Below are 20275 nucleotides of genomic sequence, written 5' to 3' on the forward strand. Positions count from 1 at the left end.
AATTAATGCGTTTAAACCCCGAACAAGACTCTGCTGTTAAATATGTGAACGGACCGTGCTTAGTATTAGCCGGTGCTGGTTCGGGTAAAACTCGTGTCATTATCAATAAAATTACTCACCTCATTGAGCAGCATGGCTATAGTGCAAAACATATTGCTGCCGTTACGTTTACCAATAAAGCCGCAAAGGAAATGCGTGAGCGAATCGCCTCTTCAATGGATAAGAGTAAAATAAAGGGCTTAAGAATTTCGACGTTTCATACTTTAGGTTTAGACGTCATCAAAAAAGAAATAAAAACTCTTGGTTTTAAGCAAAATTTCTCGTTATTTGACGACCAAGACTGCTTTTCATTATTAAAAGAACTCACAGAGCCAGAGTTAAAAGAAGACAAAGAAAGTATTTACCAGCTGATCAATCGCATTTCCAGTTGGAAAAACGATCTTATATTGCCTAAACAGGCCATGGCCGAAGCAACGGACTCAGAAAACGCGCTTTATAGTGAACTTTACATGCGCTACCAAAACCAATTAAGAGCGTATAACGCGTTAGACTTTGATGATTTGATTTTAATCCCTACCCTGTTATTCAAAAACAACGATGAAGTAAGAGCAAGGTGGCAAGATAAAATACGCTATTTACTGGTTGATGAATATCAAGATACCAATACCAGTCAGTACGAATTAGTAAAGTCTTTGGTTGGTAAGCGTGCCCACTTCACTGTAGTTGGAGACGACGATCAGTCTATATATTCTTGGCGTGGCGCAAGACCTCAAAACTTGGTTCTTTTAAGCAAAGACTTTCCAAATTTAAACTTGATCAAACTAGAACAGAATTACCGTTCCGTTGGTTGTGTATTGCACGCGGCAAACGTGTTAATTGATAAAAACCCCCACGTGTTTGATAAAAAGTTAAAAACCAATATGGAATACGGCGAGCCAATTCGCATTATTCAAACTAAAAACGAAGACAATGAAGCAGAACGCGTTATTGCTGAAATCATTGGCCACCGTTTTACCAATAAAACAAATTATGGCGATTACGCTATTTTGTATCGTGGTAATCACCAAGCACGTATTTTTGAGAAAATGCTTACCTCTAACCGAATTCCCTACAAGATTAGTGGCGGTACGAGCTTTTTTTCTAGAGCCGAAATTAAAGACATCATGGCGTACTTGCGTCTGTTAGTTAACCAAGATGATGACAATGCCTTTTTACGGATCATTAATACGCCGCGTCGCCAAATTGGCCCAGCAACATTAGAAAAACTGGGATTACTCTCAAACGACAGACATTGCAGTTTATTTGAAGCGGCCTTTGATAATGCCTTTTTAGGTATGATTAATGGACCATCAAAAAGTGCGATTCAGTATTTCACTCGCTGGTTTGTTGAATTAAGTGACCAAGTTTTGCGTAGCGATCCAAAAGAAGCCGTTAAAGATCTTATGAAAGGCATTCATTACGAAGACTGGTTGTTTGAAACTAGCTCGTCGCCTAAAGCTGCTGAAATGCGCATGAAAAATGTGAGTGAACTATATAGTTGGGTAACACAAATGCTCGACGGTGATGACGAGCACGAGCCACTTACTCTAGCGGAAGTTGTGAGCAAACTGACACTTCGCGACATGATGGAACGCAACGAAGAAGAAGAGGCAAATAATCAAGTTCAGCTTATGACTATGCATGCCTCCAAAGGTTTGGAATACCCATATGTATTTATGGTAGGTATGGAAGAAGGTTTGTTGCCACATCAGTCAAGCATTGATGAAGACAATATAGAGGAAGAACGTCGACTAGCATACGTTGGAATAACTCGCGCACAACAACGCTTATTTTTAACCTATGCAAAAGAGCGTAGACAGTATGGCGAAACAATAATGACAGAGCCGTCACGGTTTATTGAAGAGCTTGATCAAAAAGATCTTCGCTGGGAGAAGCTAGGCCAGGTCGTTCCAGAAGCTGTAAGAAAAGAAAAGAATAAAGCGAACATTGCTAACCTTAGGGCTCTACTTAAAAAGTAATCTCATTCACTGGTGCGATTAAAATACATATGCCACCCTGCACCGACTTAGGTGCAGACACAAAAAAGGCTCCTATATAGGAGCCTTTAATCAAATAATTTAACAGCGAGTTACTTAGAGCCATCAACCATATAGGTGATTGCTAACTTTATTTCATCGTCTGAACACGCAACACAACCACCTTTAGCCGGCATTGCATTAAAGCCGTTGATAGCGTGTTTTGCTAATACTTCCATACCTTGAGCAACACGAGGTGACCATGCGCCAGCGTCACCCATTTTAGGCGCGCCCATAATACCTGCACCATGACATGCTGCACATGCACTTTGATAAACCTGTTCGCCTGAACGAGGGCCACTTGGTTTAGCAGCAACAGGTTCCGCACCTGCAATATATACTTGGCCAACCGGCATAAGACGTTTTTCAATTTCAGTTTTTTATCAGTTGACGCGTTTGCTGTCATTACTGCAAATACTGTCACTATGGTCAAAAGCATTTTGATCATTTTTAATTCACCTTCTTGGGATAGAATTTTATACTATGCACATTCTACCTATTGATTAAGCCCTTGCAATATATAACCTTAGTAAATCACTATAAATTTTAGATAGAATTCAAATTTAACATTAAAAATATAGCAGTGATCTTTCTATTTGTACTAAAATGATCGCACTAGTTTGCATGCAGCCTAAGTAAACTAGGGCACTATGTGAACAATAAGAAAGGATCCTAAAAAAAGATCAGTTTTTTTCTTAAATTTACTGGATCAATTTAATATTCGCGTGTAAATTAACAATCCGCTCGAAGTTGATCGATTTTGAGCTTTCTGAATGCCTTCTATTTTTCTCTGGTATTCGCTGTAGAACAATAATAATAAAAAGCGGAACACTGCGTAGTTTTTCAAGATAATGTTCCTGTTGGCCAATAAGTTTATTAACAAACTGTTTGCCAAGGTTTATTGTACTTATCAACTAAGTTATCCACAGGAAGTGATAGTTATTAACACTTGCTGACTTTCTGCACACCTCATATATATGGCGACTTTGCAATCTTTATGGCATTCTTATTCACCTATTTATCCAAAGCGACTCGGAAATAATCCACATGACAAAACAAGACTTATCATCAGCTTATAAGCCTCTGGTATTAGTTGACGGCTCTTCGTACTTATTTCGTGCATATCACTCTCCACCGCACCTTACCAACTCAAGAGGCGAAGCCACTGGCGCCATCTACGGCGTAGTTAACATGCTTAAAAGTCTTGTGAAGCAATATTCACCTGAAAGAATGATCGTGATCTTTGATGCCAAAGGCCCAACGTTCAGAAATGAAATGTATAGTGAATACAAAGCTAACCGCCCTCCTATGCCGGATGACTTACGTTATCAAATTGAACCTTTACACAAAATCATTAAGGCGATGGGTTTACCATTAATCGCTATTGAAGGCGTTGAAGCTGATGATGTAATTGGCACGATAGCGGATGAGCAATCAAAAAAAGGCAATGACGTTTTAATTAGTACTGGCGATAAAGATATGGCCCAGTTGGTTAACCCTCATGTCACATTGATCAATACCATGACAAATACAGTTATGGATCCCGATGGCGTGGTAGGTAAATTTGGAATTCCGCCAGAGTTAATAATTGATTACTTAGCTTTAATGGGCGACAAAGTAGATAACATTCCTGGCGTACCTGGTGTTGGTGAAAAAACAGCGGTGGCGTTAATTCAAGGTTTGGGCAGCATAAAATCTATTTATGAAAATCTTGATAAAGTAGCAGGTCTTGGCTTCCGTGGTTCAAAAACCATGTCTAAAAAGCTTGAAGAACATAAAGACCAGTTATTACTTTCGTACGAATTAGCCACGATTAAACTAGACGTAGAGCACGGTATTAGTGACGAACTAATGCATTTAGAACAGCCTAATAAAGAGCAACTTGCTGAGCTATTTAAAGAGTGTGAATTTAAACGTTGGTTAAAAGAAATTTTATCCGGTGACGATGCACCAAAAGCGTCAGCACCTACTAAAGGCAAACCTACAAGCCAAGCTGAATCGACTGAAACTGAAGAGTCAGAACCAGTTGCTTCAATTACGGTTGATCATAGCCAATACAAAACTTTGTTTACTATGGACGAATGGCAACAAAGCCTAACCGAAATAAAAGAAGCGGGTTTAATTGCTTTTGATACCGAAACAACATCGCTTGATTATATGGAAGCACAGCTTGTTGGGTTTTCATTTGCTTATGAATTAAATGGAAAAATTCAAGCGACTTACGTGCCTTTAGCGCATGATTATGAAGATGCTCCTGAGCAAATTTCACTAGAAGACATTTCTGCGAGCTTATCAGAGATGTTAGCTGATAAAACCATTAGCAAAGTAGGTCAGAACTTAAAGTACGACATTAATGTGTTAGCGAAATACAATATGGTTATCAACGGTATTGTTGGCGATACTATGTTGCAGTCTTATGTTTTTAACAGTACCTCTACTCGACACGATATGGATAGCTTAGCGCTTAAATATTTGGGTCATAAATGTATTTCATTTGAAGAGATTGCAGGTAAAGGCGCAAAACAAATCACCTTTAATAAGGTTCCGTTGGAGCAAGCTTCACCTTACGCTTCTGAAGATGCAGACATTACGTTACGTTTGTACCAATACTTTACAGAACAACTTAGAAAAGAGCCGATACTAAACTCTATATTTAGTGATATTGAATTACCACTGATGCCTATTTTGTCAAAAGTAGAACAAAACGGTGTGCTTATTAATGCCGACCATCTTCACGACTTAAGTGCAGAGTTTGCTGGCAAGCTTCAATCATTGGAGCAACAGGCTCATGAAGTTGCTGGCGAAGTATTTAATTTAGGCTCTCCAAAGCAACTACAAGAAATCTTATTTAACAAATTAGAACTTCCAGTTATTAAGAAAACGCCAAAAGGTGCGCCTTCTACTGCAGAAGATGTGCTTCAAGAGTTGGCTCATAAATATGAATTGCCAAAACTCATTATTGAGTATCGTGGTTTAAGTAAGTTGAAGTCCACTTACACAGATAAACTACCAACAATGATTAAGTCTGCAACTGGGCGCGTGCATACGTCTTACCATCAAGCCGTTGCGGCCACTGGTAGATTAAGCTCAACGGATCCAAATTTACAAAACATTCCAATTCGAAATGAGAATGGCCGTCGAATTCGCCAAGCTTTTATCGCGCCTGAAGGTAAAAAGATTGTTGCGATTGATTATTCTCAAATTGAATTGAGGATCATGGCACATTTAAGTGGCGATAAAGCGTTACTTGACGCCTTTGCAAACAATTTAGATATCCATAAAACAACAGCGTCTGAAGTATTTGCGACACCATTTGAAGAAGTCACTACGGAGCAACGCCGAGCTGCTAAAGCCGTAAACTTTGGGCTTATTTACGGTATGTCTGCATTTGGTTTAGCAAATCAGTTAGATATTGCCAGAGGACAAGCTCAAGATTACATCAATAAATACTTTGAACGTTTTCCTGGTGTAATGGAATACATGGAGACCACCAGACAAAACGCGTTAAGTAATGGTTATGTTGAAACCGTATTTGGTCGCAGACTGTATCTACCTGACATTAGTGCTAGAAACAATATGCGCAAAAAGGCCGCTGAACGCGCTGCTATTAATGCGCCAATGCAAGGAACGGCTGCCGACGTAATTAAAAGAGCAATGATGGCGGTTGATAAATGGATTGTTGAAAATGCTGCAGATGACGTAACTATGGTTATGCAGGTGCACGATGAACTCGTTTTTGAAATTAGCGCAGACAAATTAGATTCAATATTGCCTCACTTAATAAGTGAAATGGAAAATGCTGCGGATTTAGACGTGCCACTCACTGCTGAAGCAGATCAAGGTGACAATTGGGACGAGGCACATTAGTTAATTGCATAAAAAAGCGTGAAAGGTATTTAAACCATTCACGCTTTTTTGTCATTCAAACTGTAATTAATTTACAAAAACGTAAATCCACTTTCAAATATCGCTGTTCAATAGGTAAACACGGCTATAAATATTAATATTTGTTAAACAAGTCGATGAATTTTACTTCCGCTACAAAAAGCTAACTCTCTGTTTGCATTAACTTTTGTACACTATTTAAGCAACATCCTTGCAAAGCCTTATTATATATAACTAAAAAACTTTTAAAAAAATTAGAGTATATACTTTACTTTAGAATCTGAATGGTTATTATAGTTATGTCTCTCGAATGAGTTGACCCTGTTGATATTTGACATTTAATAGCCTCTCCCCTTTCGCTATGACCGATGCTCGTTGAGCGTCGGTTTTTTTTTGCCGTAAATTAGTTACAAAAAAAGAGCGTTTCCGCTCTTTCTTTAAAATCACTGCATATTAAAACTAATTTTTAATTAGTCCGCTTTTGGCGTGTCTAGGTCTGGCTCGTTAGATGCAGATTGATCTGAAACTTCAATTGCTTCCGCACTTGTCTGATCATCGGCTGCTTCGCCTTTAATCTCGCCTTCAGTTTCGCCAGCTTTAGGCTCAACAAGTTCTGCGGCATTTAACCACTTATCCAACATACGAGATAATTGCACAATGCCTTGCTTTTTCAGCGATGAAAATAGCTCAACAGTCACATCACCCTGGAAGGCTAAAGAAGCTTCACGAATTTTAATAATTCTGCTTTTTGTTTACCTGACTTATATTTATCAGCCTTAGTTAACAAGACTAATATTGGTAACCCTACTTCTACTGCCCAATAAATAAGGTTCTGATCCAGTTCCTTCATTGGGTGACGAATATCCATTAAAACTACAAGACCCTTAAGGCACTCACGCTTTTCAAGGTATTCATTTAATGACTTTTGCCATTTAAGTTTCATTTGCAATGGTACTTTTGCAAAACCATATCCTGGTAAATCAATTAAACGACGGTCTTCTTCCTCAAGATTAAACACGTTGATTAACTGAGTACGACCTGGCGTTTTACTCGTTCTTGCTAAACCAGTTTGTTGCGTTAATGTATTTAACGAACTAGATTTACCTGCATTGGATCTTCCAGCGAACGCAACTTCATAACCAGTATCTGGTGGAAGGCGACGAATGTCTGGTGCAGACGTAAAAAATGAAGCTTTTCTGTAATTAATAATCGATTTTGACACGGATAATCCTCTCGCTGTGAAACTGAACGTTAGAAATTCAACAACTTGTATCAAATATAACGTCGAAGAATCTTTCACATTGTGGCATTTGGTGTAGAATATGGCTAATTATACTCTTTGCGTGAACTGCTTCATAGCCAAAGGATTTAGAATAACTTAAATAATAGAGATACTAATATGAGAAATATTGCATTATCACTTACTATGCTATTCGGACTCATCGGTTCAGCTCAAGCTACAGACGGCGATGTTGAAGCAGGTAAAACTAAATCAGCAACCTGCGCCGCTTGTCATGGCCCTGATGGAAACGCCACTATTGCCATGTACCCAAAAATTGCAGGCCAGCACGCTGGTTATATATATAAGCAATTAAAAGAATTTAAACTTGCTATGGAAACAGGTGGCAAAGAAGGCCGTATGAACGCCGTAATGGGCGGTATGGTTATGCCACTTTCTGATCAGGACATGAAAGACTTGTCGGCTTACTTTGCGTCACAAACGATGACAGCAGGTTCAACTCCGGAAGACGTAATTCCAGCTGGACAAGCTTTGTATCGCGGCGGTGATATGGAACGTGGTATTCCTGCGTGTCAGGCATGTCATGGACCAAGAGGTGTAGGTCAGAGCCTTGCTGGGTTCCCAAAAGTTTCTTTCCAGCACCCAGAGTATATCAAATCTCAACTTGAACTTTTCCGTTCAGGTGAACGTGCCAACGACAAGAATGGCATGATGCAAGACATTGCAGTGAAACTTACAGATAAAGAAATCGACATTATCTCTAAGTATATGGCTGGTCTTCACTAGTCTTTTACTGTTGAAAAAAGCACCTACGGGTGCTTTTTTTATATCTGTAATCCGAAACCTGTTTTAAATCACCTTTCTAGTAAGGTTTTTTCTGATCTAAATACAGATTTTTACCGTAATATCTTAGCTAACTCCCGTCCTATATAAGAAAATCCCTATAAAATTGTAAGACATTGACCATTTTTTCTATGAGTTATTTCTTAAAAATACAACCGTATATTTACTAAGTCATTGTTTAATATAAAGTTCATTTTTTAACCAACATACAAATGTAAAAAAATGTTAATTAATGCTTGAGTAATCGATCAGGTCAGGTAAATTATACCTCGTTGCCACGTAACGGATAACAAAACGGATTAGCCCCAAGGAAGTGGGAGTGGTAGTAGTAGTATTAGTATTATTAGAATTGCCCAGTTGGCAAACACGGATGAACCAAAAAAGTACCAGTGAAGGTCAATAAAAATATAAATACATACATGGAATGTTAAATAAAAAAAACACGGATAATTAGCATTAGTGACAAGACAAGGTGTCGTGCGTTCGGAAGGATTTCGAAATAAAATAGGAGAAGTGTCAGATTTTTATTTGAACACTTGCTAGAATTAGAGGCGATAGCGGTCACACTGTCGCCTTTTTTATTGCCTAAAATTTGGCAAGTCAGTAGAATCCGCAATCCAAACTTCTTTCATCTATTTATCCTTAACGTGGGGACTCCATGACTCGTCAAAAAAAGAGCAGAAAAATCGGTAGCATTGGCACCAGAAAACAAGAATCTCGTCCTGCTGATACTAAGCAACCACGCCGCAGCAAGAAGCCCAAAGGCCAACCATCTGGCAACAGGAATAGCCTTATTGAGGAAAACGTTGTAAGCACGCCTCAAAATCAAGACAAAAACACGAATCCAAAATTGGGCAGTAAAAAACCAATCAGTTTATTGCCACAAGATAAGCCGACAGTAAAAGAGCCTAAAAAGATTGATCATTCAAAGTCGAAACCTTCTGCTAAGTTAACAAAAGCAGAACCTGAAGAATTAACTCCGCAACAAGAGTTAAACAACATTGAAGCGGATGAGCGCTTAATAGCTCTTGTAGAGCGAGTTCAAGACGGTGAGTTGTTATCAGGTAAAGAAGCTAAATACTTTAACAAGCAGATGGAAAGACTAGACGAGCTACTTGAAATCCTAGGCATTGACCCAGATTCAGATGAAGAAGAGGAAAGTAATGAGCTTGATGCTCTAGAAAACCTTGGCGCTTCTGAGTGGGACGACTTATTAAAAGACGAGAAATAATTAACTATGTGGTACGCGATAATCGCTCTAGCTGTTTTAGTTGTTGCAGGCCTGGCTTTTTATGCCGGCCAACTTTTGTGGAAAGTTAAAGCCCAAAAAGAAGCACAGCTAGAAGAGCAAAAGAAAAAGCTAACCTATTTAACTGACAGCATTTCTCACATTGCCAAAGCGATGCACGCCAAACAGTGTGAGTATTCTGAAGGTGTATTGAGAATCTGGGTTTTATTAGATCACTACAACTCAGCTCAACAAGAGCCAAAAGATTACAAAACTATTTATCCTGGTTTTGCAGGCTTGTATGACGTGGTTAAAGATATGCCTACTCATGAAGCTAGAAAAAAATTCAGTAAAAAAGAAATTTTTGAAATGGACTCAAAGCGCTGGCAAGCTGAAAAAGACCTTGAGCAACAAATTGATACTGATCTAGAAATACTATTAAAAGAGTTTTAAGAAAGTATTCCGTCCTAAAATAGGTTCAAACTTCTTTCAGGATAAATAATAAATAAAAGGGCACTCGATGCCCTTTTTCATTGATACTTTAGGACTTTTTCCTACGCGCTTTTCCTAGCCAATTTAGTTAGTTTCACAAGCTCAACTCGAATGTCATCCATTGCCCTGCACTCTCTTCTAAACGTGACAAAAACCAGTCGCTCATCAGCTTTGATATAACAACCTTCGGTATGTACCGACAACATTTGAATGTGGTTGTTTACGCTTACACCCATAGAGTTAAGAATATCAATCATTGCCACTTGGTGATCTTCATTCATGTGCTCCACAACTTGCAACTCTTGCTCTTCGGTCCAAGGTTTAGAAACTGCCGACCCATTCGTTTTGCTCTAACCAAAAAATCTTACCAAAACCGCCAATATAACGAACACGCTTTACTTCTAATTTCCAAATAGCAAAGTCATGTGCCTTTTCATAACTTTTAGATTCAGGGAAGTGAGTAACAAACTGTTTAATCATTTCTTTCTGTTTGGTATTGGTTACTTTGTGACAATCTCCAACTAGCGTTGCGCGGGCATTTTCGTTTTGGTCGCCTTCCGCCGCTGCTACAAATACCGTCAAACTCACTTTTGAGTCTTGAGCCATATTTTTTGAATGCTGGGCAATATCACTAATATAGAAATATGCGTTACCTTCGCTATCTAACATAAACGGAGTTACCGAGCCAAAAGGATAGCCAGCCATATTCTTTGATATTGTTGATAACACACCAGACGTTGCATGTCTGACTAATTGTTTTGCTTCGCTTAAAGCTTGTTCTCTCATTGTTAGTGCTCCGTAAATTCAGAAAAAATAATTGGGGTACGTGAATCAGGATGCTGAATAACACGCATTGATGTTTTATATGCCTTGGTCAATCGTTCTTCAGTAAGTACCGATTCCGGTGTTCCGGTGTGTTGCAGTGTTTGTTGGTCTAATAACCAGACTTGATCAGCGTAAGTACTTACCAAGTTCAAATCATGTAAAACCACAATTGCGGTATTGCCCGCAGAGGTGAACTTTTTAACTAGTTTTAATAGTCGATGCTGATGTCGCACGTCTAATGCAGAGGTTGGTTCATCAAGTAACATCAACTTCTTAGTAGATTGTCCTTCAAGTGCATCAAGTTGTGATAAACACCTAGCAAACTGTAAACGTTGCAACTCTCCACCAGAAAGCTGGCTGGTATTTCGGTCTAAATGAGTATCCAGCTCTACATAAGATAAATACTGAGATACTTTACTCAGCTGTCGACTCTTCGGCTCCACTTTATGAAATCGTCCCATCGCAACAATATCCACTAAACCAAAAGCAAAAGGGATCTGGTGTTTTTGAGTCATCACCGCTCGGTGTTGAGCCAACCATTCCAAACTGGCGTTTTTGATATTTACTTTGTTAGCGTTTAGAGGTTCGAAATGCACATCGCCTTTATATTTTATTTCTCCCGCTAGGCTATTCAATAGTGTGGATTTACCTGCACCATTTTCTCCAATAATAGCAATGAGATGCCCCGCTTCAGCTTCAGCGGAAATATTTTTGATAAGTGTACGCTTGCCAATATCCACAGAAAGATCACTAATCTTAAGCATGTTTGCTCCTTTGCTGAATAAGTAGATATAGAAAGAATGGCGCACCGATGAGGGCGGTTATAATTCCAATAGGTAATTCCGCTGGTGATATGACGTTTCGAGCAGCCCAATCCGCTAACAATAACCCTGCTGCGCCAATAGCCATACTTAACGGCATCACATAGGTAATTTTAGGGCCGACAATCATGCGACTAATATGAGGAACAATTAAGCCTATAAACCCAATCATGCCCGTCATTGATACTGTCGCTCCAACTCCAATAGCAGTAAAGATGACGGTTTTATGCTTTAACTTGGATACATCCAAACCCAAATATTTAGCTTCTGATTCTCCAAGCAATAACACGTTCAACTTTTTGTTTAATGAATACAGCCCAACGATACTAATTAACATAAGCGGCAGAGCGTTAAACAACGTAGACCAAGTAGCGCCAGCCAAAGAGCCCATAGTCCAATAATTAATAAGCCTTAACGCGCTATCATCTGCATAAAAACTAACGAGGCCAATAACCGCAAATGCCAACGCGTTTAGAGCAACACCAACCAAAATTAAATTGGTTACATTAATTGCACCACCTCTTGTTGAAAGCATTGCCACCAAGGCTGTTACAGAAAGTGCGCCTATAAAGGAAGCTATAGGTAACCAAAACGCCACATCAATATTGTACTGATAACCAATACCAATCATCATTACCGCAGCCACAGCAGCTCCTGCCGTAACGCCTATAATTGAGGGATCTGCTAAGGGGTTTCTGCACAAGGCTTGTGTTGCCGTACCGGTTTGCGCCAATACCAAACCAACTAGCATGGCCAAACAAAATCTGGGAAGTCGAATTTCGGTAACAATATTAATTTGTAGGTTAGTGAATTGTTCAAACGAAACTAGGGTGCAGCCAAGCTATCGCGAGTTGCCAGTCCCAGCCTGCGGGCCCAAAGCCTAAAGATAACAATGCGCCTAGCAAAATAAGTGCACCACTACTTAACATTGCTGTTACAAACAATCGCTGTTGGGCATTGTAAAATTGAGCTACGTTTTCCATTACAACTCTCGAGTAAAGTTTTCAATCGCTGTTAATGACTGAGCTATTCGCGGTGTAATTGCTAAACTAAGCAAGCTATCAAGGACTAAAACATTACACGATTGCGAAACTGTCAGAAGTGACAAACTTGGATGCTTACAAATCTCACTTTTTCCGCCCATTGAAGCCGCTACATGACTTGGTACTAATAGAAAATCAGGTTTCATCAGCACCAATGACTCTAAACCCACTGGTTTAAAACCTTTATGACTGTCAACTGGGTTGGTAATTCCCAATGAGTTAAACAGGAAAGTAGGTACTGTTTCTAAGCCTGCAACTACAGCACCTCGGTCACTTAAGGACAACAATGACACTGCGGTTAATGACTTGTTGGTTGAATTGAGGCTTTTACGCTGAGTCATATTTAAAACGTCTAGTGAGGCCTGAATATCACTGATCATTTTTTCAGATTTAAGAGGTTTGCCTAAACGCTTACCCAGCTCTTTTATGAGGTTAAAAAGCGACTCAATATCAACGGGCTTTTTAAAATGGGTCACAGTAACACCCGCTTGCTTAATGAGTGTTAAGGCCTCTTTTCTACCAGCGCCTTCCAAAACTAACATTTCCGTTGGCTGTAAAGACAATACCCCTTCTGCGGCTAAATCACGGTAATACCCAACTACAGGTTTTGTTAATGCCTCTGCTGGATAATTGCTTGATGAATCGATGGCAACAACTTCGTCGCCGCTATTTAAGGCAAAAACTATTTCAGTAATAGTTCCGCCAGCGGTAATAATCCTTTTTGATTCAGAGCCCTGTGCGTTCAAAGCTGATAGTGCCCAAACACTTATTAATATTGTTTTTACAATTGCCGCTTTCATTTCATTCCTCCGTTATTTTCGAAAAGAATAAAACTTAAATTACACAAATGCAAATCATTCTCATTTGCATTTAATCTTGTTTTTGATTTGAAAGTGGTTTAGCCTTACCTCAATCGCAAATGATAATCATTCTCAACAAGGAAAATAATGAACAAAATAACTTCTCACGTTTCTGCAGTATCTTTAGCCGTTGTTGCATCACTCTCTGGTACGGTAAGTGCTAATACTGACGCACCTAGTAAGGAATTTGAGGGTGACACTATTGTTGTTTCAGCAACAAGAAGTGAGCAGTCTTTAGGTGATGTACCAGCGAGCGTGTCAGTGGTTGATGCAAGTGATATCGAAAAATTTGTATTTACCGACTTAGGAAACCTATTCAAATATGATCCTTCGATTACGGCTACTGGACAATCAGGCGAAGCACAAACGTTGAATGTTCGAGGCATGGGCGGTAACCGACTGGTTTATGTAAAAGACGGACGTCGTGTAAATGATGGTTATGCTGGCGGCGGCGGTTTTCTCGTAGGTCGTGGTTATTTTGATACTGACTCTGTTGCACAAGTTGAAGTTGCAAAAGGGGCAGCCTCTTCTTTATATGGTTCCGATGCGTTGGCGGGAATTGTTGTGATCACCACAAAAGATCCTAGCGCTTTACTTGCCTCAAACGATTTTTATGCTGACTTAAACATTGGTTATGACTCAAGTAACAAACAACTTAAGTTAGGAACAACCGTCGCTGCCGATTTAAATAATTGGAAAACAAGTGCCGCCCTTACTTCAAGAAAAGGCGAAGAGACCCAAAACTTTGCAGAGACAATTCCTGGCTTCGACAGTGACGCTTTATCAATCTTGCTTAAAACCGAAAATGAATTAACGTCAAATTCAAATATAAAATTCGTTTTTGACCGGTATGAACAAACTTATGAGCAAACTAATTCTGTAAATCTTGATACAACGACAGACAAAAATACCTCTACAGCCATATCAGCTGAGTACTTTTCTTCTTTAGAAACATCATTCTATGATCAAGTCAGACTTTTAGGTTATGTAAGCCAATACGAACAAGGCAGCGACCAAAGTAGAGCAAGTAGTCGTGGTTATACAGATTTTAACGACTACCGCTTTGAACAAGATATATGGGGGCTTCAAGCACAGTTTGACAAAACTATTGAAACTTCAGGATCAAACCATAGTTTGACCTACGGCATCGAGTTTGATCAATACAATACTGAACGTCCTAGATACAAAACACGTGTTTTAGCGGACGGCACGGTGGACTTTACAGACCAACAACAAAAAGCCTTTCCTGGCGCAGACACCGACCTTCTTGGGGTATATGTACAAGATCAAATAAACTTTTCAGATAGTCCAATTTCATTAATTGCTGCATTGCGTTTTGACAGCTATCAAATGTCGGCAAAAGATAATGCCTTATATGATGGTTCTGAATTTAAAGATGTAGATGAACAAGCTATCTCACCAAAATTAGCCGCAACCTTTAAGCTAAACAATGTCGTTAATTTATACGCTCAGTACATGCAAGGTTTTAAAATTCCACCTCATGATCAAGCGTACCAAAGCCATGGCGTTGAACCGTTTTATCAAATATTACCGAATGCTGACTTAGAAGCAGAGGAAAGTGAATCAATCGAAGTAGGCATGAAAATTAATACTGATGATGTGAAAGTTAGCCTAGCCTTCTTTGACTCTAGTTTTGAAAACTTTATTAATACTCAAATTGTAAAAACTGAACCAACCTATATCCCTGGAGTTAATAAAGCGTTTTATCAGTACCAGAATATTGATTCTGTTTCGATTGATGGCTGGGAGCTTTCGGCATCCTATTGGATGAATGACCAGTGGTCGGCCAAGTTAAACTTAGCTGATACCAGTGGTAAAAATGATGAAACAGGTAATGCATTAACCTCTATTTCACCATTATCAGGAAGCCTATTAGTCACTCACTACCAAGACAACTGGCAGCACACTTTGGCATTAAGAGCCGCAAAGGCAATGACCGACGTAGAAACAAACGGTGAAGGTGAAAAGACAGCGCAAAGCAGTGGTTATGGCGTACTTGACTGGTACAGCCAAGTTGAATTAGACCAATGGCGAGTATCTATGGGTATTAGTAATTTGCTAGACAAAGAATATGTTGATTATCAGAGTATTGCTGGCCAGTCAGAGCAAGCAACCTACGAACAATACACGCAACCAGGGAGGAGCCTATCGATTAATGTTAACTATGCATTTTAATTCGCACGATTAATAAGCACATGATAGATTTGGTAATCTAAGCCACTTATACGAGTAAGTGGCTTTCTTTTTTTTGCTGAGCATTTCATATTAAAAAAGGATTTACCGTGAAACTTCTTGCTGTACTGATTATCTCTACTCTGCTTTTAGCTTGCACAACGCCAACCACTATCCACTTAAATGTAAAGTATCTTGAGAAAGAGGCACAGCAAAAAATTGTCACTGATCTAAACACTGCAGGGTTTGAAGTTGTGACAAATAAAGTCGATTTCCCTGGCGACAACTTACAATCCACGATTATTTACTCGCCCTTTCTTAAAAATTCAGAATCAGTAAATGACGTAATATCCACCATTAAAAAGCATGACTATAATGTTGTTCAGGTTGATATGTTGGCCAACTCAAATCACTGGTATACCAAAGACTCGATTGGTCTTTACTTGCTTCCTACTGATTTTAAACCCGCTACACAATCTATTAGCGACAAAATAATTGGTGACTATGTTACCCATGACTGTGAGCACGACGCGTCACTTTCCGTTAAACAGTCTGGTGAATGGTCGTATCAATATTCAGGCGGTGACGATGCGAAAGGCAACTGGTCAATACTAGACTCTACTTACTTATTTATTGAAAGAGATGAACCTTGGATTAACTTATATTTTAAGTTTAGCTTTAGCCAACAAGCTGACATGTTGAGCTCTGTAAGTATTACTAAGCTGAATCCTCTGAACGACTCTAGTTATATAGTTAAATGCGGTTTTATCAAAGGAATTAGACAATAAAAAACCCCAACGCGTTTTCAGAGTTGAGGTTTCAGAGTTGAGGTTTTAAATTAAGGTTTCAGAGCTAAAGTTTTGCCGTTGAGGTTTTACATTGAGACTTCAAACTTCAACCTGTTAATTATTAACTCTTGATTATTGATTATTTAACTTGGCAATAAGTTTGTCTTTTTTTACCCAAACATCATTTAACCAGCCTTGAAAACGAGCTTTAAATGCATCGTCATTAAAGTAATCACCAACAATTTCGTCGCTAACTTCGTGTACTTCTACTTTAACTTGTACACGCTTTAATTTACCCAACAGCATATCTTGGCCAGGCACAGCATTGTCTGGGTAGTTTAATGTAACGTTTAATACACCAGAAAACAGGTGACCCATAGCCGCTAACGTAAATGCAATTCCACCCGCTTTAGGTGGCAATAAGTTATCAAAATCGCTACCACTGCTTACGTGCTTACTTTTAGAAAAACGAGTGCCTTCTACAAAGTTAATGATGGTTGTTGGAATGTATTTAAATTTAGCGCAAGAAGCTTTGGTACTTTCAATATCTTGGCCTTTTTTCTCAGGGTGTTTTTTCAAATAACTGCTGCTAAAGCGTTTCATGAACGGCATGTCCATCGCCCAACAAGCCATACCAATAAACGGCACCCATTTAAGTTCATTTTTTAAGAAAAAACGAGGTGTTGGTAATTGATGTAATGCAACTTGAGCTAAGACTAAAATATCTACCCAACTTACATGATTACAAATTAGTAAGTACCAACTTTTCTTATTAAAATTGTCGTCCGACTCTATTTCCCATTTAACTGGGTTTGTGAAGTTTATTGCTAATAAGTTACACAACGCCCAACCACGAAATAAGAAATTATTAATAAAACCTACGGCTAGAGAAACAGGTTTTAATGGTATAAAAAATTTTACCAAACCAAATAAAAATATAGAGCCGCCTAGTACTATGGTGATACCAAAAAATAGCGGAATTGTGATGAAAATTAAGATCCATCCTGGTAAAAATGACAACATATTAAATCCTTACTGCGTTACTTCTGATTGCTGCTTTAGCTGTAACATGGTTTTTTCTTTTTCTGTCCAAACAACATTGATCCACTGATGCAGTCTCTTTTTGTATTCCGCATCGTTGGCATAATCACCAATCAAATCTTTTGTAATGTCATGAAGGTTTACGTGTAAATACACGTCTTTAAGTCGGCCAGACAGAAAGTGATAAAAGGTAGGGATTTTTTTCCCTGGATAATAGATTGTAACATCAATTACCTTATGAAGCTGTTCACCCATAACGGTTAAAACAAAACCTACACCACCAGCTTTAGGCTTTAGTAGGCTCGTGAATGGACTATTTTGAATAGCATGCTTTTCTGGTGTGAAACGCGTACCTTCAATAAAATTCATTACCGACACAGGCTTATACTTAAATCGCTCACAGGCTTTTTTAGTTGTTTCTAAGTCCTTGCCTTTAAGGTGTGGATACTTAGCTAAAAAGCTTTTTTTGTAGCGACGCATGAATGGAAAGTCTAACGCCCACCAAGCTAACCCTAATACAGGAACATACAATAATTCTTGCTTTAAGAAAAACTTTAAAAACGGCACTTTGCCGTTAAATACACGTTGAAGAATTAATATGTCAGTCCATGACTGATGATTGGCTAGAACCAAATACCACTCTTTTTCAGACAGTGTGGTTTGCCCACTGATATGGATTTTATAGTCACCAAACAGCTTTTGAATGCCTGTATTAACAGATACCCAACTGCTTGCACAAAAATCTAGGCCAATAGAAATAAACCGTCTTACTGCGAAAATTGGAATGAGCTTAAACACTGCTAGTAAAATAATTGGAATAAACCAAAAAACAGTATTTACGCAATATAATAAAAATGACAAAAACGCTCTAATCATTATTCCCTCAACTAGTCTTCAAAATAAGTGTAACCAGATAACCCGGCTTGTAATTCTTCAATAAATTGCTGTGCTTGTTCAGCATCAATACTGGCATTCTCAATTTGTTGCTCATAACTGCTCATCAGCTTTTCACTATCAAATTGAACATGTTGCAATACATCCGCTACATTTTCACCTTTTAAAGATTGTGAAAATTCATACCCTTTTTCATTATCAGGGTTTAACTCAACGTGTACTGAGTCTGTATCACCAAATAAGTTATGTAAGTCGCCAAGAATTTCTTGGTACGCGCCAACCATAAACATACCAATTAGGTAGTCGTTATTATTAGTATAAGGCGGCAATGGCAATGTACTTTCAATACCCGCACCATCAACGTATTGACGTATCTGGCCGTCAGAATCACAGGTGATGTCTTGTATTATTGCGCGGTTTACCAACGGCTTGTCTAAGTATTTTATCGGCATGACTGGGAACAACTGCTCTATTCCCCAAACATCTGGTAAAGATTGAAATAATGAGAAGTTAACAAATAACTTATCAGCCAGTTTTTCGTTTATTTCATCTAACACTTCATGGTGTGAACGAGAACGAGGGTCTAACTCCTCTCGTACCATACTTAATATTTTAAAATACAGTTGTTCTACTTTTGCCCAATGCGTAAGGCTAATTAAACCAACAACATACTGTTGATGGGCATCTGCAAACAAATGAACAGCATCATGAAACGACTCTAACGCGTGGCGTTTGTCGATCATAGAATAAGAACGCCAAAGCTCTGAAATAATCGCTGGGCAATCTTCCGATGGCTCGCTAACCACATCTGGTACCGGTGCTTTTTCTACATCAATCACATCTGTAATCAACATAGCGTGATGCGCCGTCATCGCTCGGCCAGATTCAGTAATAATATCAGGGTGAGGTAAATCAAATTGCTCACAGGCTTCAACTATTGGATTAATGACATTTTTAGCGTATTCCGCCATTGTGTAATTCATTGAACAGGCACTTCTTGAACCTGTACCTTCATAATCCACACCTAAACCACCACCCACATCAATAATGGTAATTGGCACGCCCAGCTGTCTTAATTCAACGTAATGACGAGCGCATTCACGAATGGCATTATGAATATCACGAATATTGGCAATTTGAGAACCAATATGAAAATGAACTAAGTTAAGGTGTTCAATTTTTCCAGCTAACGTAAGGCTTTCAACAACTTGTAATACCTGATTGGCAGACAAACCAAATTTACCCTTTTCGCCACCGGTATTTTGCCACTTGCCTTTACCAATTGAATTTAAGCGAATACGAATACCAATTGTTGGCATAGCGCCTATGCTTTGTGCCGCTTCGATTAGCGCTTCCACTTCTGTCATTTTTTCAATAACAACGTGGACCTTGTGGCCTAATGCCTGGCCAATACAGGCCAAACGTAAAAATTCACTGTCTTTGTAGCCGTTACAAACAATGGTTAGTGGTTTTTCAGAAACCCCTAAAATCGCCATTAATTCTGGCTTACTGCCGGCCTCTAAACCTACTTTGTTAGACGGGTGTGAAACTAGCTTTTTAACCACTGAAAACTGCTGGTTTACTTTAATAGGATAAACCGCAGTGTACTTGCCTTGATAGTCGCGTTCTTTTTTCGCTTTAGTAAAGGCGCTAACTAATGAGCTTGCTCGATGCGTTAAAATATCGGTAAAGCGAACAAGAATAGGCAAGGTTAAGCCTTCGTCTTTTAACTGATCAGCCAGTGTTGCTAAGTTGATCGTTGTTGCGCCAGGTTTGCTTAGGGGATTAACACACAGCTCTCCGCTGTCATTAATATCAACATAGCCTTCACTCCAACGCTTAACGTTGTATGTTTTTTTTGCAAACTGCACTGCTGGATTAGCCATTAAGTATCCTCGATAAACAGAGCTCACGGTCGAATCAATAAAGCAAAGGCTCGACGTAAAATAGATTAGGCATTTTAGCCTATATTTAGCTGCAATCAAAAAGTAAAAATTGCGCTAATGGCAATAATCAACGAAAATAATGTCGTAAATATTCGCTTTTA

16 protein-coding genes and 2 pseudogenes are annotated in these 20275 nt (G+C 38.9%); 7 read left to right on the top strand and 11 right to left on the bottom strand.

Annotation, left to right across the window (positions count from 1 at the left end; genetic code table 11):
• Positions 1-5: 5 nt before the first annotated feature.
• Positions 6-2018, top strand: a complete 2013-nt coding sequence (rep, locus tag GNP35_RS09800) for a DNA helicase Rep (protein WP_155695913.1) — start codon at positions 6-8, stop codon at positions 2016-2018.
• Positions 2019-2128: 110 nt separating this feature from the next.
• On the opposite strand, the pseudogene GNP35_RS09805 reads toward rep, so the two are convergent.
• Positions 2129-2446: pseudogene (locus GNP35_RS09805) on the bottom strand (c-type cytochrome); the annotation flags it as partial.
• Between the two features lie 676 nt (positions 2447-3122).
• Between GNP35_RS09805 and polA the strand changes: the two are divergent.
• Positions 3123-5942, top strand: coding sequence for a DNA polymerase I (gene polA / locus GNP35_RS09810; RefSeq protein ID WP_155695915.1), 2820 nt, complete (start codon positions 3123-3125; stop codon positions 5940-5942).
• 599 nt (positions 5943-6541) lie between these two features.
• Here polA and yihA read toward each other — a convergent pair.
• Positions 6542-7170: pseudogene (gene yihA, locus GNP35_RS09815) on the bottom strand (ribosome biogenesis GTP-binding protein YihA/YsxC); the annotation flags it as partial.
• A gap of 189 nt (positions 7171-7359) precedes the next feature.
• Here yihA and GNP35_RS09820 point away from each other — a divergent pair.
• The 3 genes from GNP35_RS09820 (at position 7360) to GNP35_RS09830 (ending at position 9724) form a co-directional block, all read left to right on the top strand.
• On the top strand, positions 7360-7986 hold the full coding sequence (locus tag GNP35_RS09820; protein ID WP_155695916.1) for a c-type cytochrome: 627 nt from the start codon (positions 7360-7362) through the stop codon (positions 7984-7986).
• Positions 7987-8701: 715 nt separating this feature from the next.
• Entirely contained in the window at positions 8702-9274 is a 573-nt protein-coding gene (gene yihI, locus GNP35_RS09825) for a Der GTPase-activating protein YihI (protein ID WP_155695917.1), read from the top strand.
• Positions 9275-9280: 6 nt separating this feature from the next.
• Positions 9281-9724 carry a DUF2489 domain-containing protein gene (locus GNP35_RS09830; RefSeq protein WP_155695918.1) on the top strand — a complete coding sequence of 148 codons (444 nt, stop codon included), beginning with the start codon at positions 9281-9283 and terminating at the stop codon, positions 9722-9724.
• 101 nt (positions 9725-9825) lie between these two features.
• On the opposite strand, the gene GNP35_RS15700 is transcribed toward GNP35_RS09830, so the two are convergent.
• From GNP35_RS15700 to GNP35_RS09850, 6 genes are read right to left on the bottom strand one after another with little or no spacing between them, the layout of a single operon-like run.
• Positions 9826-10044: a DUF2470 domain-containing protein gene (locus tag GNP35_RS15700; protein ID WP_230961358.1), complete on the bottom strand. Its 219-nt coding sequence runs from the start codon at positions 10042-10044 to the stop codon at positions 9826-9828.
• 40 nt (positions 10045-10084) lie between these two features.
• Complete coding sequence (locus GNP35_RS15705; protein WP_230961359.1) at positions 10085-10549, bottom strand: HugZ family pyridoxamine 5'-phosphate oxidase; 465 nt, start codon at positions 10547-10549, stop codon at positions 10085-10087.
• A gap of 2 nt (positions 10550-10551) precedes the next feature.
• Positions 10552-11352, bottom strand: a complete 801-nt coding sequence (locus GNP35_RS09840; RefSeq protein ID WP_155695919.1) for a heme ABC transporter ATP-binding protein — start codon at positions 11350-11352, stop codon at positions 10552-10554.
• Entirely contained in the window at positions 11345-12205 is an 861-nt protein-coding gene (locus tag GNP35_RS09845) for a FecCD family ABC transporter permease (RefSeq protein ID WP_330997783.1), read from the bottom strand. Before GNP35_RS09845 ends, GNP35_RS09840 begins: the two co-directional genes overlap by 8 nt.
• 19 nt (positions 12206-12224) lie before the next feature.
• Positions 12225-12392, bottom strand: coding sequence for a hypothetical protein (locus GNP35_RS15710; RefSeq protein WP_230961360.1), 168 nt, complete (start codon positions 12390-12392; stop codon positions 12225-12227).
• Complete coding sequence (locus tag GNP35_RS09850; protein WP_155695920.1) at positions 12392-13252, bottom strand: heme/hemin ABC transporter substrate-binding protein; 861 nt, start codon at positions 13250-13252, stop codon at positions 12392-12394. Before GNP35_RS09850 ends, GNP35_RS15710 begins: the two co-directional genes overlap by 1 nt.
• A gap of 147 nt (positions 13253-13399) precedes the next feature.
• Between GNP35_RS09850 and GNP35_RS09855 the strand changes: the two genes are divergently transcribed.
• Both GNP35_RS09855 and GNP35_RS09860 read left to right on the top strand, forming a co-directional pair.
• A complete protein-coding gene (locus tag GNP35_RS09855; RefSeq protein WP_155695921.1) occupies positions 13400-15508 on the top strand; it encodes a TonB-dependent hemoglobin/transferrin/lactoferrin family receptor in 2109 nt (702 codons plus the stop codon).
• A 107-nt stretch (positions 15509-15615) separates the two neighbouring features.
• On the top strand, positions 15616-16293 hold the full coding sequence (locus GNP35_RS09860; protein ID WP_155695922.1) for a hypothetical protein: 678 nt from the start codon (positions 15616-15618) through the stop codon (positions 16291-16293).
• Positions 16294-16425: 132 nt separating this feature from the next.
• On the opposite strand, the gene GNP35_RS09865 is transcribed toward GNP35_RS09860, so the two are convergent.
• The 3 genes from GNP35_RS09865 to speA are packed head-to-tail and all read right to left on the bottom strand — an operon-like array spanning position 16426 to position 20114.
• On the bottom strand, positions 16426-17316 hold the full coding sequence (locus tag GNP35_RS09865; protein ID WP_155695923.1) for an acyltransferase: 891 nt from the start codon (positions 17314-17316) through the stop codon (positions 16426-16428).
• 9 nt (positions 17317-17325) lie between these two features.
• Complete coding sequence (locus GNP35_RS09870) at positions 17326-18210, bottom strand: acyltransferase (protein ID WP_155695924.1); 885 nt, start codon at positions 18208-18210, stop codon at positions 17326-17328.
• A gap of 11 nt (positions 18211-18221) precedes the next feature.
• The gene (gene speA / locus GNP35_RS09875; RefSeq protein WP_155695925.1) at positions 18222-20114 is read right to left on the bottom strand and encodes a biosynthetic arginine decarboxylase; all 1893 of its coding nucleotides are present in this window, start codon (positions 20112-20114) and stop codon (positions 18222-18224) included.
• Positions 20115-20275: the final 161 nt, after the last annotated feature.

Source organism: Psychrosphaera haliotis (assembly GCF_009728465.1).
Taxonomy (GTDB): Bacteria; Pseudomonadota; Gammaproteobacteria; order Enterobacterales; family Alteromonadaceae; genus Psychrosphaera; species Psychrosphaera haliotis.

Excerpts from the sequence above, each read along its gene's own strand:
- rep (WP_155695913.1), top strand. The coding sequence starts at position 6 with ATGCGTTTAAACCCCGAACAAGACTCTGCTGTTAAATATGTGAACGGA.
- polA (WP_155695915.1), top strand. The coding sequence starts at position 3,123 with ATGACAAAACAAGACTTATCATCAGCTTATAAGCCTCTGGTATTAGTT.
- GNP35_RS09820 (WP_155695916.1), top strand. The coding sequence starts at position 7,360 with ATGAGAAATATTGCATTATCACTTACTATGCTATTCGGACTCATCGGT.
- yihI (WP_155695917.1), top strand. The coding sequence starts at position 8,702 with ATGACTCGTCAAAAAAAGAGCAGAAAAATCGGTAGCATTGGCACCAGA.
- GNP35_RS09830 (WP_155695918.1), top strand. The coding sequence starts at position 9,281 with ATGTGGTACGCGATAATCGCTCTAGCTGTTTTAGTTGTTGCAGGCCTG.
- GNP35_RS15700 (WP_230961358.1), bottom strand. The coding sequence starts at position 10,044 with ATGAATGAAGATCACCAAGTGGCAATGATTGATATTCTTAACTCTATG.
- GNP35_RS15705 (WP_230961359.1), bottom strand. The coding sequence starts at position 10,549 with ATGAGAGAACAAGCTTTAAGCGAAGCAAAACAATTAGTCAGACATGCA.
- GNP35_RS09840 (WP_155695919.1), bottom strand. The coding sequence starts at position 11,352 with ATGCTTAAGATTAGTGATCTTTCTGTGGATATTGGCAAGCGTACACTT.
- GNP35_RS15710 (WP_230961360.1), bottom strand. The coding sequence starts at position 12,392 with ATGGAAAACGTAGCTCAATTTTACAATGCCCAACAGCGATTGTTTGTA.
- GNP35_RS09850 (WP_155695920.1), bottom strand. The coding sequence starts at position 13,252 with ATGAAAGCGGCAATTGTAAAAACAATATTAATAAGTGTTTGGGCACTA.
- GNP35_RS09855 (WP_155695921.1), top strand. The coding sequence starts at position 13,400 with ATGAACAAAATAACTTCTCACGTTTCTGCAGTATCTTTAGCCGTTGTT.
- GNP35_RS09865 (WP_155695923.1), bottom strand. The coding sequence starts at position 17,316 with ATGTTGTCATTTTTACCAGGATGGATCTTAATTTTCATCACAATTCCG.
- GNP35_RS09870 (WP_155695924.1), bottom strand. The coding sequence starts at position 18,210 with ATGATTAGAGCGTTTTTGTCATTTTTATTATATTGCGTAAATACTGTT.
- speA (WP_155695925.1), bottom strand. The coding sequence starts at position 20,114 with ATGGCTAATCCAGCAGTGCAGTTTGCAAAAAAAACATACAACGTTAAG.